A 14987-nucleotide genomic window follows, 5' to 3' on the forward strand; every position below is an offset into this window, starting at 1 on the left:
ATCTGATTTTCTTTCAGTTACATATATACACATTGAACATACTCTACTGATCTCACCACGTTCGATGGTTAGCAGTGGAGAATAAAGGAGCACACTATGACCACTTTTACAACCCCCCAAGACGTCATTGACGACATGAACGCTTTTGCCACCCGTATCGGCGGCGACGACGCGAATGTGTCGTCCGCTGACGCGGACTTGGAGATCGCCGGCATTCCCGGCGAAATATACGGTGACAACGTCGCGCGCGCTGTGCGCGTGATCGAGGAGTCGCCATGTATCTGGTTCGCCTACGACGACTATAACGTCGGGAAGCGTTTTACACGTCGATACAACCGGAATGAGGCTGGTTGGGAGGTGGAGACTATCCGCCCACGACTCCTCCACTCGGAAATGTATCCAGGGTAAGACTAGCAAGACTACCTCGCGGTAGTCTTGCTAGTTCTTCTTTTCTTTTTTGTTACGTCTTGATGTAAGAGTACACGCCGTCTTGCTCCAGATGGCTGGTGTCTGGCAAGCGGAAGGTGTCACTGTTGGCAGTCCAGTCAAAAGGCATCACCGTGGTGGGTCGGTAATACTCATCCTGGTAAGAGTTCTTACCGCCATCTGGATTGCTCAGATAGTGGTTGAAACCGCTGCCATAGGCATACAGACGAGACGAGGTCGCAAACACAAACGCAGAAGAGCCACCAGTAGCCCCAGCCGCAGTCAGTGGTGTCAGTTCTGTCAGGTTGCCGTTCAGATCCACAGACAGACGGATGATGGTGTCAGCCACAGTCTTGGGAAACAGATAGATAATGTTTCCGTTGACGTAGACGTCGGCGTAGTTGGTGATGGCGTTCAAAGTCAGCCCAGAGATCTTGGTCAATCCACGGAGAGACCCGTCGGCCGCGATCGTATACCGATAGACGTCAGTGTTGTACCCGCCGTTCTTGTTACCACCGATCAAGAACACAAAGCTACCTACCTGAGCGACTTTGTGAAAAGCGATGCTCACGGTGACAGAGTTGTTGTCTACCATGTTGCCATTGGGGAGAAATTCCAGTGGCTCACCTGCGGAGTTGATGTAGCTGGAGTAGATGGTTGAAACGGCGTTGTTGTTGGTATCCAGACCGCCCAAGATGTGCACCATCTTCTTCGTCACTACGGTGGCAAAGTTTCTGACACTGGGTGAGAAGTAGAAGTCTCTGGGCGAAGAAAGGTCCATCGGAGCAGAGTTACCTTCACCGCGTGGGTCGATCTCGTAGCCGATCAAGTCGCTGGTGGTACCCAGATCGTTTTTGTGACCCGACATCAACAGCATGAACGTGGTCCAGTTGGTAGGAAGGATGACACCTTCACCAGCGTAGACACGACCCGGGAGTGTGCTTCCAGAGATACTCCAGCTATCCAGAACACCGTTCTCATCGATGTAGCCTTCTTGGATCAGATCAACAGCCAAACCGGTAGCGATAGACTTACCGCCCATGACGTAGACCATCCGGTTTGTCACAAAGACAAAAGGTTCGGTAACCGGATGCGGGAGAGCTGACACAGTGATCCAGGTGGGCGATGGTCCTGCGGTCTCTGCGATGTGGCTGAGCTGTTTCCAGGGCTGGCCACCGCCCATCAGGTAAGCACCCTTGAACGCGTCACGTTTCATGAAGTAAGGTGTGTAGTCGTTCAGCCCACCGTTGAAGGGTACCTTGATAATTTCTGGTGGGTAGGGGTAGAAACTGTCCGAGGTTTTACCATTGAACATGTAGAGACCATTCTTGGTAGACACGGCTGTCATGTCTTCGCGGAGCAGAAATGGTAGCGTACCTGTTTGTCCGGTGGTTTCTGTACCACCGTAGCTGGTTTGTCCCCAGCCTGCCAAATGCCCGTCAGGAAGGATAGCCGTGCCATAGACGTTGTCGGCATACGAGCTTCCTGATCCCAGGCCACCGAAGACATTCAGTACGCTGTCGGTGACAAGCACTGTAAAGTTTGCCATGGGTCTTGGCAGTCGAAGCGGGTACTCCAACCAGAAACCCAGGTCACCGTGCTGGTTGATTTCACAACTGTAGATCTTGTCCAGCGCAACGCCTGAGTTGTTGTATCCACCCATCACGTAAACACGATCTTTGATGACAGCGATGTTACCAGACTCCCAGTAGTCAGGTAGGTCAGTACCCTGCTCCCATGGTCCCAGATCGCCATTCGGCTGGATGTCTGTGTAGTAGACAGTCTTTTTGCGTGAAGAAGTTGGTGGGCTGTTGTCGATACCCCCGAGCACATAAATGCGGTTGTTCACGACAAACGCCTTATGGTACTCAAGTTTCTCAGGGAGCGGAGGACATCCTGTACTGACGAAGTAAGGATTGACACCGCCGGCGACGTCAATAAACGATCGGTATACTGCGTTGCTTGTCAGACCGGAATGACGTCCACCGATGATGTAGACGTGGTCCTGAGCTACCACGCACGCCGCACCGAAGAACTCAATATTCATGTCCACCACAGTCCAGGTAGACTCGGTCCCGTCTTCGTAGATGGTCATGCTCGCCATCTTGGTAGCGGCAGATCCACTCGTGTTTAAGCCACCCATGCGAACGATCTTGTTCTTGGTAACCACAACACACTGATGGATGGCACCTGATGTCAAGCTGAAGTAGGGTCCATTCTTACTGGCGTCCAGTGTGCTGTATGCACTGAAGTTGGTGTTCGCTGCTTTGTTGATGGCGTGCTGCTGTTCCCAAGGACGACCATATCCAGGGACAGAACGAAGCATCTGGCTGTCACCGATCTTCAGGTACAACGCAGGGAAAGAAGCCTTCAGAACCTCACCGCCGTTGGCTCGCAGGTATCCAGATGGACAGACTGCGTCAGCGCGGGTGATGATATCACCGGTGTAGTAAGCCACTTCTTGGTCGGTGAAAGCAAATGCCTGATCCACGTACTGCTTGCTGACGATGTGGTTAGCCGCAGTGGGTGTGAAGTAGATTTCCAGATAGCCAGTCATCGGGTCACCGTAGAGACCTTCCACATCGGTGATCCCATAACCAGCCACTGTGGTAGGCAGCCCTTCCAGCATCCCAAAGTTCAGGGGTGGGAGGTCGTTGACACCCAGCTGTTGAGCGGAGATGATGCGACCTTTGGAGTCCACGGTGTACTTGGAGTACTCACCTGTCAGGACACCCGTGTTGGTGAGATAGAAGATGCCATTCCCACCTGAGGTGACATCGTCACCCAGGTAGGCTGGAAGTCGTGCGGCTGGAACCGGACCGATCACACCTGAGGCATCCAGAGAAGCCAGCTTGTCATCTACGTACTGTTTGGTGACAAGTTCTGTGTCGTCGGTCGGTGCCGTGCCCGTCAGCAGAAGCGGAAGTGTGAGAGGGATAGCGAAGTCGATAGAGCCAGCAGAACCACCACCCACTGTGGTATTACCGTAGCCTGTTCTGTAGATGCTGATGCGCATAGCGCCTCCTGTGAAGTGTTCTGAACCCTGGGCTGTCCCGGGACCACACGATACTTTTGGGCATCTGGTCGAGACTTTCATTTGAAAAACCTTCAGTTACATATATACTTATCGAACATACTCTACTGATCTCACCACGTTCGATGGTTAGCAGTGGAGGATAAAGGAGTTTGATATGACAGTTTCTACCAACATGACCCGTCCCCTCCCTCAAGAGGGGTTTGGTGAATACCTCGTCCGTGCGGGGGTTACTCCCGCACGGATGACCCCCTTCGGGGAGAGAATGTCCGGATTTGACGAGATGGACCCGGAAGGGTCCATCATGAAGGTGTATGACGAGGAGGCGTACGCCTCCGCATATGCCCTCAAAACCTTCCACGAAAGGGGCGCCCAAGAGCACCCCACCCAGTGGACGGAGGTGGCTTTGGCCACCCTCACCCTGATGGCAAAAACCGAGGACCCCGACTGGGTCTTCGGTTACCGTCAGGCCTACCTCGCGCAGGCCTGACGGTCAGGTAGAGAAGGGGTTGCGCCCTTCTCTACCTGCTCTTTCTTTTTTGCTTCCCTAGGGGATCGTTTGATCTGTCAAAATTGAGGTATCACCATGGCCAATCGCAAGAAAGCTGAAGCGTTCATCCTGCAACTGATGAAAGACATCGACCCCACAGGCTACAACGTCGAGCAGTGGAAGAAGATCTTTGCCGATCTCACCGACCGACAGTTTGATGAATACATGAAGGGACTTCGCGATGGAACCAAGTTCCTCGTCTTCTTCAAGCCTGCTTACAAAGCGCAAGGTATCACCGAAGACACTTGTCTCGCCACAGCTGAGAAGTATGGCATCAAACTCTTCGAGAAGCTCGTCTACACCAACAACCCAGATGAACCTGATCACAAAACAGCGATCGAGTACCTGATCCTTGAAATGCCGTACCGTCGTCAGTCGCAGACCATGATGAAAAAGATCAGCGTTCCTGACAACAACAAGGTCATCGACCAGATGACTTACCAGCCCACAGGTCCCTCTAAGGGGTCTAAGATCTCTTACCCAGAGCTGCGCGTGCTTCTGGGTATGAACATGGACAACGCCATCTCCGAACTTATCAAGTACCGAGGTGGCGACAAAGGTGGCTTCAACGCCTACAACGCCATGGCCATGCGATATGGCTCTGTGCGTCTGAAGACCATCGAGCCTTACCGGACAGGTACCGAGTCTACCAAGACCGTCAAGATCATCCTCAACTGCATGCACATCAAACATACCCTGTAAGGAGAGACTGTGATATCGCGCATCTATATAGACATCGCTTCTATCATGGAGCTGAGACTTTCTGTGCTGTCCATGCTCATGGGCAAAGACAAGGCAGTCGAACACTGCGGATCTTTGGACTACGCGTTCAGGGAGTTTGACAGGTTTCCTGTGGACATGAGGGAGTACCAGAGACTCTTGTCCCAAGAGACGGCTGACGTCATCGCTGGAAGTGTGGTGACCTACATGGCCATATCCTTGCTGTCTAAGCTGGATACCCTGGAGAAGAGAAACGCGTTTAATCAGCAGCCATCGCGTTCTGAGGTGATAGTGAACATCTACCCTTACCACCTCTCTGAAAAGCAGGCAGAGGCCTTTGTAAGGGCTTTGTTCGTGAAGCTGAATGAGTCCACAGAGGTGACACTTGTCAGAGACCCTGTGGAGACATGGTCACCTGCTTACATGAAGATGCTGAACGTGTACGCCTTCTATGGCTACAAGTTTGGTGAGTGGATGCAGGCACACGGAAACTCACTGGAAAGTGTGGGTCGTGTTGAGACCAAGATGTACTTTGCGGCACTGGGAGAAGCTGATCCGTCTAAGGAGGAAGTGGCCTTGTTCAAGAAGCTGGGCTTCAAGGACATCTTCAGTTATACCGAGTACGTCATGACACCCAGGATGGAGTTGACATTTCTGTCACCTCTCTTGTACACAAACATCGTGACAGCTACAGCGTACATGGAGAACAACAAGTTCAAAATGGAAAGACCGCTGGAAGAAGTTGCCAAGGAGAAAGACCATGGGGATCTCGTTAAACAGGGTTAAGTACGTCACCAAGGAAGCTGATCTGCTGGTAAGAGATTTCACCCAGCTCAAGACCAGTGACGTCATCTCGAAGATCATCACGCCTCTGTTAAATAACCAGGCGTTTCAAGATGCGCGGAAAGCGCTGGACACGCTGAAGTCTTTACAAGACGGTGTGGCAGATCTGGCTAACAGGCTGGAGAATCTTGACGTGTCAGATGTGGCTTCTCGTATGCTAGGCAGTTTGGACGTCTCTAGACTGGGAAGCCTGGGGCCAGCAATCAATCTGATCAAGGGCATGGACACAGCCACTGTGAACAGCTTTCTCAGATCAGTCATGGGTAACGTGACGGCTCAGCTGTACGAGAATCCTGCTCTGCTGGAAGAGTTCAAGAGCATCTCTCCTGACGTCTCTACGCAGGTGATGCTGAAGGCTCTGAAGGACTTCAACGAAGTGATCCAGTCTGGAGCCGATGGCGCAGCTCTGCGAAACCAGATTGTTCGACGGATCAGCGATGACCTGCCTTTGGCGGAGATGTCAGGTCTGTACAGACAGATCGACCGACTGAAGGAAACAGCTGTTCAGGGCGCCAACGCTCTACTGGGGTCCACCCAGCAGAGTGGAGGGACAAGTTCGACGACCACCTCCGTTAACGTGGACACAAGCTCTGCCTTGCTACTGTACAAGGCGCTGTCTGTAGAGGCCGTCTGCGTCTACTACCGACACCCGTATCTTCATACCGACGAAAGACAGCATATCATCAACAAGTGTCTGGCAGGAGCACCACCTGTTACCCAGGACACAGCGTTCATGTACATGACCATCTCCAACATGCGAGCTGGGTGGCCGTACACACACGACAGACTCTTTATGGATACAGTTCGGATAATGTCGCAGACTCTGGATCCAGCGACAGGTGTTCCTGACGCAGGTATAGACGCCGTTACATCATACCTGACAGCCATAGCGGCGCACCTAAGACAAGCTGCTGAAATCATGTCTGTTTCATCGGCTACTAGAGTGCTGTTTGATTCTATACACGCAACAACTTACCCCAACACTTACCCTGGCGGTACAGCTTACAGCCAGAATGACAGGTTTGTACAGTACATCACTGTGCTTGCTAAGTGCGTTAGCGCAGAGGGTGACGCTGGTCGATCATTCACACTCGACAAAGGTCATCGGGTCTCGCTTTATGTCTTTGCCCACAGTTTATCACGGACACTGGATAGAATTCTGTTATCTACGGCTAACCTTAGCGTCGCGGAAAAGGCTAACTACATCCGGCAGGAGCTGCGTGTTTTCTGGGATAGCGGGACCAATGGTATTGACTTGCATTCGCCTATGTCCATGTACCAGCTAACAGATGGCCGAAGCTTTGGAAGTGTGGCCTATAGTCCACTTTCCGAACACTGGGCTTTATTGTTGGCAACTTCTTCAGAGATAGACCGACAATCTGTGATCCTAGACGGACAGAGATATCGCGTATCAGCGGGCTTTGTGGAGAACTGTGTGGCTTTACTGCGGGCTGTCAATAAGCCAGGACTTAGTCTGACAACGCCGTCATCGGCCAGCGACACTGACAGAACAGCATATCAGCGACTGGCTACCCTCAGGGTAGTAACCAACAGCTATGCGCCGCCGACAACTGTGGTGCAAACGCCGTCTTCTGGCTACACGTCAGTTGTAGGTCCTACTGGGCAAGCTACCGGGTTTAAATCATTGCATCATCCGGACTCCGTGCCTTCTGGGTCCGCTTCAGCCACCGGCTATGTGATTTTGTCTTACATAGCTGGCGCTGGATCACCTGAGCGACTGAAGTTCTTCTTCCCACCGGGGACGGCTATGTTCACGGCCAACTTCCTTGCGTACTTAAGCCCTATGCCAGCCAAGGGTGTGATGAAGTTCAGGTCAGCGCCTACCACCCAAGCGTTCCAAGTCACCGACGCGATGGCCTACGCGTCAGACAACTCAGGCGGTCCTCAAGGTGGCGCCTATGACCAGACCATCCTGGCCAACATACTGGCTGGCCGAGAAACCTTCTTCTTCGGCAACGGCGGAGCTGGGTTGATGTCCATCTCTTACGGAGGTACGATGCTTCCTGGTGCCACTCAGGGTGGGTATGTTTACTGCAACTTCCAGTATCCAGGAGGAACATTGGGTGCCACCCAGTGGAGTGTGTATGTGGACAGAGAGACCTACACCGACTGGTACAACAGCGCTATCTGGGACTCTTCTGGTAATCCATCGGAATCAGCAGATCACAGTGCCAACATACCACCAGTTGCTACAGAACCTTTGGCATCTTTCCCGGATACCGACCCTCGCCACTATCTTACCGCAAACAACCCCAATCCAAACAACATCATCAAGATGATCACCGGAGACCAGATGGGGCTCAGTGCTTTAAAGATTGTTGCATCTCACATGGGGTTTTTTCCAGTAGCAAACACCATCAGCTTTCCAGAAACAGATTCGGCGTACAAGTACAATAGGCGAATGGACGCTTTCTCGATCAACCCATCTACCCTGACCATCACCGCGACACCTATCTAAGGAAGACACCATGGAACTTAACGCCACTGTTCTCGGTCTGACCTCAGATCAACTGCTCTCTGCCACCCTGGATGGACCACGCCTTTCTCTGGAAACCACTGTTCCACCGGACACGTTTTTCAGTGAGTACCAGGGTCGTATCACTGTCTCTGGTCTGTCTTCAGAGAAAGCTTTCTATCTCGCCATGAAGTCTGATCGCACTCCGCCGCCCAGACTGCAAATGGCGCTTCTCCGTATCTTGAAACGGTAACACAGTGACTCTGGCGCAAGCCAGAGTCACTGTGACTTACATGCCTTTTAGCACGGCTTCCACATCAGGCGTCTGCATACCGCGAACCAGCTCAGTGTCATTGATGGTCAGGGCATCCGTAGGTTGGTACTCAGGGATCTGACCACCACCTTCTTCTGACAGAAACTGAGGTTTGTTCTCGTGGATCTCGCGCATCAGCGCCATCAACAGAAGACGATTGGCTGTCGCGTCGTTTTCGTTCTTGGCGCTGTCCATGCGGAGCTTGGCCTGATCGATCACAGCCTTGTCTTGCACCACGGTCAGTTGAGCGATAGCCAAAAGCTCAGATGGCTTAGAGGGCAACTCAGCGTCGCTCTTCTTTGCGATCTGGTCGATCATGCGCAAACGAAGACTGCGAGTCTTCGCCAACGCTACTTGGTCTTCATCGGTAAAGAGTTGATTGTCAGACATGGTTACTCCAAGGTGATGTTAAGCGCCTGCAAACGTGCCAGAAGCTGACTGTGCGCGTGCGTCAGCTCTTCGTACTTGACAGAGAGTGGCTTGCGGACAGTGATGGCATTCTGACGAACTGTTTCCAGTGACTCGTGGTCCATCTGTGTCAAGACGTCCACTTCACCGATCTGAACTTCTTTCATGTCGCAGATGATGCCCAGTTTACTGAGGATCACATCTGACAATTCAGAGAAGACCACAGTGGTATCTAGCAGCGTGTGCTGTTTACCCAGATCGATCACCAGACACTTGTTCATGTAGGTGATGTCCAGTGTCTCTGAGTACTGACTGATGTAGTTCAGTGGTACACGGACATAAGAGACCGTGTTCTTGGGACCCAGGTGTCTGAAGGTAATGATCGAGACATCGTTGGCATAGTCTTGGTCGAAGTCTGTCTCTGTCAACCCAAGGGGCATGTACACGTAGGTGTATGGGTTGCGCATGTCGAACGTGCGCATCTCGATCATGCTGGAGACACTTGTGACTTCCAACGGTATCTTGGTGTCGGTCGTGATCAGCTTGGATCGGATCTGACCAGCGATAGGGTCTTTGAAGCTGAAATAAGCTTTCAGACCTACCGGAGGTAGGGTGGTGGTGATAGAAGGCATGTCATGTCCTTACATGGTTTTCAAGGGCTGTGGGTTTGGTCTCTTTCACGACAAGCGCACTGACCATCGATTCTTCAAAGTAGTTGCCAGCGAACTTGTTCACGGTACTCAGTGTGGAGTACCGAATGTCCATCAGGTCCACATAGGTCATGGGTGTTTTTCTGTCCTGTCTGTGGAACTTGAACTTGTCCTTGGATGACCGAGCAATAAAGCTCACCAACACTTCGTTACCTGTTTTGCTTCGGCCGAAGTTGGTGCCACCGTAGGAGACTGTGTTCTTCAGGATCTTGGCCAGATCCAGGTACTCAATGAACCATGGAATCTTGGCTTGCATGAAGAACATGTCAAACAGCTCATAGACCAGAAAGGTGTGCATGATCACGGTGTCGCTGTTGATGATCACGTCACCAGGCCCATAGTGGAACTGAGTGTAGGTCATGTCTTCACGCTCTACTTCAGTGACCATCACCGGAGAGGTAGACAACACCGTGGTGATCAGAGACACGGAATACACGTCGTCCATGATGATCGCAAAGATGCCGTACAGGAACGAGGTATCAGAGATGTCGTAAAGCCCCTTCTCCTTGTACCAGGAGGGGAACTCGATGATCATTTTCTTTTGTGTGACGTACTTGCCGTCTTTCAGGTCAAGGTACTTGGCTATGTGAGAGGGATCGCGTTTCATATCGGTATCCTTGTATAGGGGTCAAATCATCGATAGAACAAGCCACAGACGCACCCGAAGGCACGTCTGCGCTGTTTCAGTTGAAGAACGCTTCTTCGTTGGCCAGGATGAAAGGCAGCACGATTTGTTCCACGTCTTGGATCCAGTTTCCTGGGTCTCGGGTTTGATTGAGGGACAGCCTGATCGTGTTGGGAACGGGTTGACCCACGCTGACAAAGAGTGCGTTGAAGGCACCCACCAGGTAAGGCAGCTGCACAATCGGTGGCAAACCTACCGCAGAAACATACCCACGGACAGTGGTGAACTTGGCGATGTTCTCAGGTTTGAAACCCGTCAGCTGCATGCGTTTGATCACGCGTGAACAGAGGTCAGTGTCTTCAGAAAAGTCAGGTGCTTGCATGGCGAAAAGGTCCTTTTACAAATTAAACAAGCCCCCGCTATGCTTTAGTCCGGGGAACTTTCACATTATCCAAGCACTGTTTTAAAAAGGAATTTTCATGGGTATCCTAGAGACCCTGAAACACTGGGTAACGCCAGTATCGACGATAGGTATCAAGAAACCCACCGTAAGCACAAAGGTAGCTACACCTCTGGTGACACTCTGTTCTCAGATCACCAGTGAAGATGTAGAACGCGTGTTGTCTGACGCTGTTCAGCGAAGAAGGTTGATCAACGTGCACCATGAAAGCATGGGGCAGCTGCTGGACTCGTTCTACCGCGCTTTGCCAGAAAGCCATGACCCCAGGTTGTTGGCTGTGGATTTGGGAACTTTCTTCAAGAGTCGGTTGTCAGGAGTAGAGTTGTTCAAACGGCTTCAGTCCACTGTGGGTAAACCCATACAACCTGGTCTTAAAACCGCCATGGATATCGAGACGCTCATAGCGGCTCTTCACACCAGCTTAACTGTAATAAGGAGCAGAGATGCAGACACCGATTGAAGTTGATCAGAAGAGTTCCCTTGAGTACTACTCCAAGGGCGTGGTAACCGAAGTGATGGGTAACGGCAAGTTGAAAGTGTCTCCTCTGGAAACACTGAACGCTCAGCCCTCAGGACACATCATCGACAACACCACCGAGTTCAAGGTGAGTCATGGAACAGATGCGTCTGCGTCCACCAGCTCCACCACCTTGAAAGCAGAAAGCACGGTAGAGGCTTCCTGGTGTCCCATGGGGGCTGGTAACAGGATCACTCCGCCTAACGTGGTGGTGAATGAAGAAGTCATGCTGCTTCGGTTTGCCAACGTGGACAAGTACTACTGGATCGACTGGGGCTTCAGTGACCTGCGTCGTCTGGAGACAGTGGAGTATCGGTTCGGTGGACTGAAGCTGTGGAGCGCTTCTAACGCTGATGATCCAGACCGCATCGCTCGTGACAGTTCTTACTACCTGATCATGGACACCAAGGGTCAGAAGGTGGAGTTCGGCACATCTGCCAAGAACGACGAGATGACCACCTACACGTTCACTCTGAACACTGGCACAGGCGTCTTGACCATCACTGACGGCTATGAGAACCAAATCAAGCTAGAGTCTGATAAAGGTCTGATGACTGTCAAGACACGAAACGAGATCGCCCTGGAGTCCCCCAAGCGTGTCTTCATCAAGTCTCCAGCTGTCAAAGTAGACGGGACTATCTATGCGTCTGGGGACATCAACGCAGGTGGCGATCTGAAGTACGGTGGCGCACTGCTCAACATGGCCAGCTCTGGTCCTGGTGGAAGCACCGCAAGTATCAAGGCCACCGCAGAAGTCGAGCGTCTGGTAGCCTCGGGTATGGATATGAACAACCCCTTCTTGGGCGCTATGGTTTCTCAAGCCAGTCCATCTATGGCTAACACTAACTACGCTGCCACAGTGGATGCGCTGGTGGCAGCCAGTCCAGCGGGTCAACTTCCTTTCGGTATCACACCGACATCCGCACAACAGCAGGTGTTAGATCGTTTCTCCTCCAGCGGTTTGGGTACCAGTATTCCACAAGTTCTCAACAATGCCCAGGAAGCCGCTTCAACGGCCGCTGAACGGCTTTTTGCAGAGGCGACAGGCGCTGTTACCTCTTCGGTCACAAACGCTGTACAGGGTGCTGTAAACAGCGTCACGGGACAAGTCAACAGTGTTATTGCGCAGGGTACAGCTATCGTGAACCAGGGCGTGTCACTGGTTAACCAAGCCACCAGTGTGGTAGCTGAAGGTACTCGTTTGGTGAATCAAGCTGTCGACCAAACCGGTGTGGCTCTCAACACAGTGGAGTCAGTTCCAGAGTCTCTTAGGGTTACCTTTGAGGGTTCTAATTTTGCCTGAAATGTTTGGCAATAGTTTGTTTGAAAACCTTTCTTAGAAAGACTTCGTTTATATGAAAAACATGTTAGACACACTGCCGGCTATCAACTCTATCGCTGAGCAGAAAACCTACTACAACGTAGGGTGTCTTGCCGATATTCTGACAGGACAGTATGTTCGGGGGATGCGTGGTGAGAACATCTTGAACGGCGGGCATGGCGCCTTCATGGGTCTGGTGGGAAAGAACAATCTGTTCAAGAGCACCATCATGCACTTCATGTCTCTGACAGCGGCACACAGCGTGGCGTTAGCTGGGTACAGACCCTACATCAGCACCTATGATACCGAGACGAACATCCACCTGAACCGACTGGTTGCCTTCGCGAAAGGCTTCCCCATGTTCCGTGACATCGACATGTTCGACGAGAAGATCTGGTTGGTCAGTGACGTCAATGAACACATGGGTGATGAGTGGTTCAGTTTGCTTCGTGAGTTCTTGCGCAACGTCAAGATCAAGCAAGGTAAGAAGAGGATGATGGACACGCCTTTTGTGAACAAGAAAGGTGAACCCATTCAGACACTGTATCCTACGTTTGGGCAGTTGGACTCTGTGACCAAGTTCACCACATCCAGTGTCGCAGAGATCCAGAACAAGAACAACATCGGCGACAGTTCCAGGTTGACAGAGTTCATGCGTCAGGGGTTGGTGAAAGCTCAGCTGCTGGCTGAGTTGCCTATCATGTGCGGTGCCGCTGCGCACTACATGATCGCCACCGCGCACGTGACGCAAGAGAACCTGATCGGTGTACCGCAGCATCAGATGCCCACCAAGAAGTTGCAGCACATGAAGCAAGGTGAGAAGATCAAGGGTGCGCCCGATGACTTCTTCTTCATGACCAACGCTTTGTGGCAAGCGTGTACGGCAAGTGCGCTGTCGCACCCTGAGACACGCGGTCCTTTGTACCCGGCAGTTCGTGGTCAGGACGACGCTGGTAACCCGGATCTGAACCTGGTGAACCTGAAGCTGCTTCGCAACAAGTCGGGTCCCAGCGGCGGCACTATCCAGGTACTGGTCTCTCAGGTTGACGGTGTACTGCCTCGGTTGACAGAGTTCCATTACATCAAGGAAGCTGACCGCTTTGGGCTGGACGGTAACAACACGACCTACCATCTGGCGATTCGTCCTTCTGTTAACTTGACCCGCACCAGCGTTCGGGAAACGATCGACAACGATCCAAGGACAGCGCGCGCTGTGAAGATCACGGCTGATCTTCTGCAGATCAAGAACCACTACAAGACTTTGCCTATCGCTGTTCCTGAGCCAGGTGAACTGTACACCAAGCTGGAAAAGAAGTACGGGTGGGACAAGCTTCTGGACACCCGTGACTTCTGGACCTTCGACCAGTACGAAAACAAAGTCCCCTTTTTGTCCACCCTTGATTTGATTGAGATGTACCATGATGCCTACGTTCCCTACTTCCTCAAGTAAGCCCGGCTACCGAGATGCCGGACCAATTTCGACCGTGGAAACGATCTCGTCACAGCGGCCTGCATTTGATCCGGCATTTGTGTTGGCTGTGCACGAGCTGTTGGACAAGTTTCCGGCGCTCATGACCCTCCGTGACAAGTACCGGATCTCATTGTTCAAGTGTCTGACGGCTCCGATGGTCGAAGCCCTAGATCGTGAGTCCACGGGCATGCTTGACTATGTGGAAGAAAGTTGCAGCTTTCTGGAACTGGTGGAACTGTTGTCGGTCTTCTACTCCACCAACGGTGACAGTTATCTGGACACACTGATGGAGACACTGGTCAAGATCCGTGTTCCTCCTAACTACGATCCGAAAACCAGTCTGATACCTGAAACCATGGCCGAGTACTTTGTGGCTAACCAGCATTCGCAGAAGATCTTCTTGGCTGCCAACCCCCACATCTTCGGTCTGTACGTCTACGTGTTCTTCTGGACACTGACCAAATACAAAGCAGGTACATGACATCACTGGCACTTTACTACACACCTAACCAGTTTGGGATCGAAGGTGTGGATCATTACAACATCAGTCTCTACAGCCAGACACAGTTGGGGAAAGTGTTGGACCCTGGATACCACAGAACACTCAACTACCCCCATATCGGCAAGTTCCACTCTGTCCTCAATCTCTGGTACTGGCTGAAGCACAAGCCCCTGGACGACAGATACAGGGTAAGGGATTACAACGGTCTCAGACGCATCGTAAAAACAGAGTTGCCTGAAACGGTGTACGTTCCTAACTTCAGAGCCATCATCGGCTTAGCGACTTACCAGAAGCTGAAGATGTATCCTGAGTTGGTGAAACAGATCAGAGCAGGAGAGGGCAGCAAAGCCTTTCTGAGCTACCATACACCCAGGAGGTGTGTCACACGGGTCACAAACGGCTATGCTTCTGTGATAGTACCTGTGGCGGTGCATATCGCTAAGGCCATCCGTGAGAGACGTGAGCCTGACTTCGTAGACTTTGTGGATGACAAACATTCGTCGTCCATGAGCTTTCTGGAAGGATTTATCCGAACCCGGTATTCCAGCGAGCTGAAGCATCAACTTGGACTGTAAGATCGATCTCAGAGAGGGCAACCTCTCTGAGATCGT

General features: G+C 51.9%; 16 protein-coding genes. 11 read left to right on the top strand and 5 right to left on the bottom strand.

Annotation, left to right across the window (positions count from 1 at the left end):
- The first annotated feature begins 96 nt into the window (after nt 1–96).
- A complete protein-coding gene (locus PHN51_11980; GenBank protein ID MDD2819498.1) occupies nt 97–408 on the top strand; it encodes a hypothetical protein in 312 nt (103 codons plus the stop codon).
- 52 nt (nt 409–460) lie between these two features.
- Here the strand turns inward: PHN51_11980 and PHN51_11985 are convergent, their stop codons facing one another.
- Entirely contained in the window at nt 461–3442 is a 2982-nt protein-coding gene (locus PHN51_11985; GenBank protein ID MDD2819499.1) for a hypothetical protein, read from the bottom strand.
- Between the two features lie 175 nt (nt 3443–3617).
- Here PHN51_11985 and PHN51_11990 point away from each other — a divergent pair, with 175 nt between their 5' ends.
- The 5 genes from PHN51_11990 (at nt 3618) to PHN51_12010 (ending at nt 8302) form a co-directional block, all read left to right on the top strand.
- Complete coding sequence (locus PHN51_11990) at nt 3618–3950, top strand: hypothetical protein (protein ID MDD2819500.1); 333 nt, start codon at nt 3618–3620, stop codon at nt 3948–3950.
- Nucleotides 3951–4046: 96 nt separating this feature from the next.
- Entirely contained in the window at nt 4047–4712 is a 666-nt protein-coding gene (locus tag PHN51_11995) for a hypothetical protein (GenBank protein MDD2819501.1), read from the top strand.
- A gap of 9 nt (nt 4713–4721) precedes the next feature.
- Nucleotides 4722–5516 (top strand): hypothetical protein, encoded by a 795-nt coding sequence (locus tag PHN51_12000; protein ID MDD2819502.1) that lies wholly within the window; start codon nt 4722–4724, stop codon nt 5514–5516.
- Entirely contained in the window at nt 5491–8052 is a 2562-nt protein-coding gene (locus PHN51_12005) for a hypothetical protein (GenBank protein ID MDD2819503.1), read from the top strand. The genes PHN51_12000 and PHN51_12005 overlap by 26 nt, the downstream gene beginning before the upstream one ends.
- Nucleotides 8053–8062: 10 nt before the next feature.
- Nucleotides 8063–8302 (top strand): hypothetical protein, encoded by a 240-nt coding sequence (locus PHN51_12010; protein ID MDD2819504.1) that lies wholly within the window; start codon nt 8063–8065, stop codon nt 8300–8302.
- 36 nt (nt 8303–8338) lie between these two features.
- Here PHN51_12010 and PHN51_12015 read toward each other — a convergent pair whose 3' ends face one another.
- The 4 genes from PHN51_12015 to PHN51_12030 form a co-directional block, all read right to left on the bottom strand.
- Complete coding sequence (locus PHN51_12015; GenBank protein ID MDD2819505.1) at nt 8339–8752, bottom strand: hypothetical protein; 414 nt, start codon at nt 8750–8752, stop codon at nt 8339–8341.
- Between the two features lie 2 nt (nt 8753–8754).
- Nucleotides 8755–9402 carry a hypothetical protein gene (locus PHN51_12020; GenBank protein MDD2819506.1) on the bottom strand — a complete coding sequence of 216 codons (648 nt, stop codon included), beginning with the start codon at nt 9400–9402 and terminating at the stop codon, nt 8755–8757.
- A gap of 1 nt (nt 9403) precedes the next feature.
- Entirely contained in the window at nt 9404–10087 is a 684-nt protein-coding gene (locus PHN51_12025; protein ID MDD2819507.1) for a hypothetical protein, read from the bottom strand.
- Nucleotides 10088–10163: 76 nt separating this feature from the next.
- The gene (locus PHN51_12030; GenBank protein MDD2819508.1) at nt 10164–10487 is read right to left on the bottom strand and encodes a hypothetical protein; all 324 of its coding nucleotides are present in this window, start codon (nt 10485–10487) and stop codon (nt 10164–10166) included.
- A gap of 97 nt (nt 10488–10584) precedes the next feature.
- Between PHN51_12030 and PHN51_12035 the strand changes: the two genes are divergently transcribed.
- The 5 genes from PHN51_12035 to PHN51_12055 are packed head-to-tail and all read left to right on the top strand — an operon-like array spanning nt 10585 to nt 14951.
- On the top strand, nt 10585–11025 hold the full coding sequence (locus PHN51_12035; GenBank protein MDD2819509.1) for a hypothetical protein: 441 nt from the start codon (nt 10585–10587) through the stop codon (nt 11023–11025).
- Nucleotides 11009–12385, top strand: coding sequence for a hypothetical protein (locus PHN51_12040; protein ID MDD2819510.1), 1377 nt, complete (start codon nt 11009–11011; stop codon nt 12383–12385). Before PHN51_12035 ends, PHN51_12040 begins: the two co-directional genes overlap by 17 nt.
- Nucleotides 12386–12437: 52 nt before the next feature.
- A complete protein-coding gene (locus PHN51_12045; protein ID MDD2819511.1) occupies nt 12438–13853 on the top strand; it encodes a hypothetical protein in 1416 nt (471 codons plus the stop codon).
- On the top strand, nt 13822–14355 hold the full coding sequence (locus PHN51_12050; protein ID MDD2819512.1) for a hypothetical protein: 534 nt from the start codon (nt 13822–13824) through the stop codon (nt 14353–14355). The genes PHN51_12045 and PHN51_12050 overlap by 32 nt, the downstream gene beginning before the upstream one ends.
- Entirely contained in the window at nt 14352–14951 is a 600-nt protein-coding gene (locus tag PHN51_12055) for a hypothetical protein (protein ID MDD2819513.1), read from the top strand. Before PHN51_12050 ends, PHN51_12055 begins: the two co-directional genes overlap by 4 nt.
- Nucleotides 14952–14987: the final 36 nt, after the last annotated feature.

This window comes from Candidatus Nanopelagicales bacterium (genome assembly GCA_028687755.1).
In the GTDB taxonomy this organism is placed as follows: domain Bacteria; phylum Actinomycetota; class Actinomycetes; order S36-B12; family S36-B12; genus UBA11398.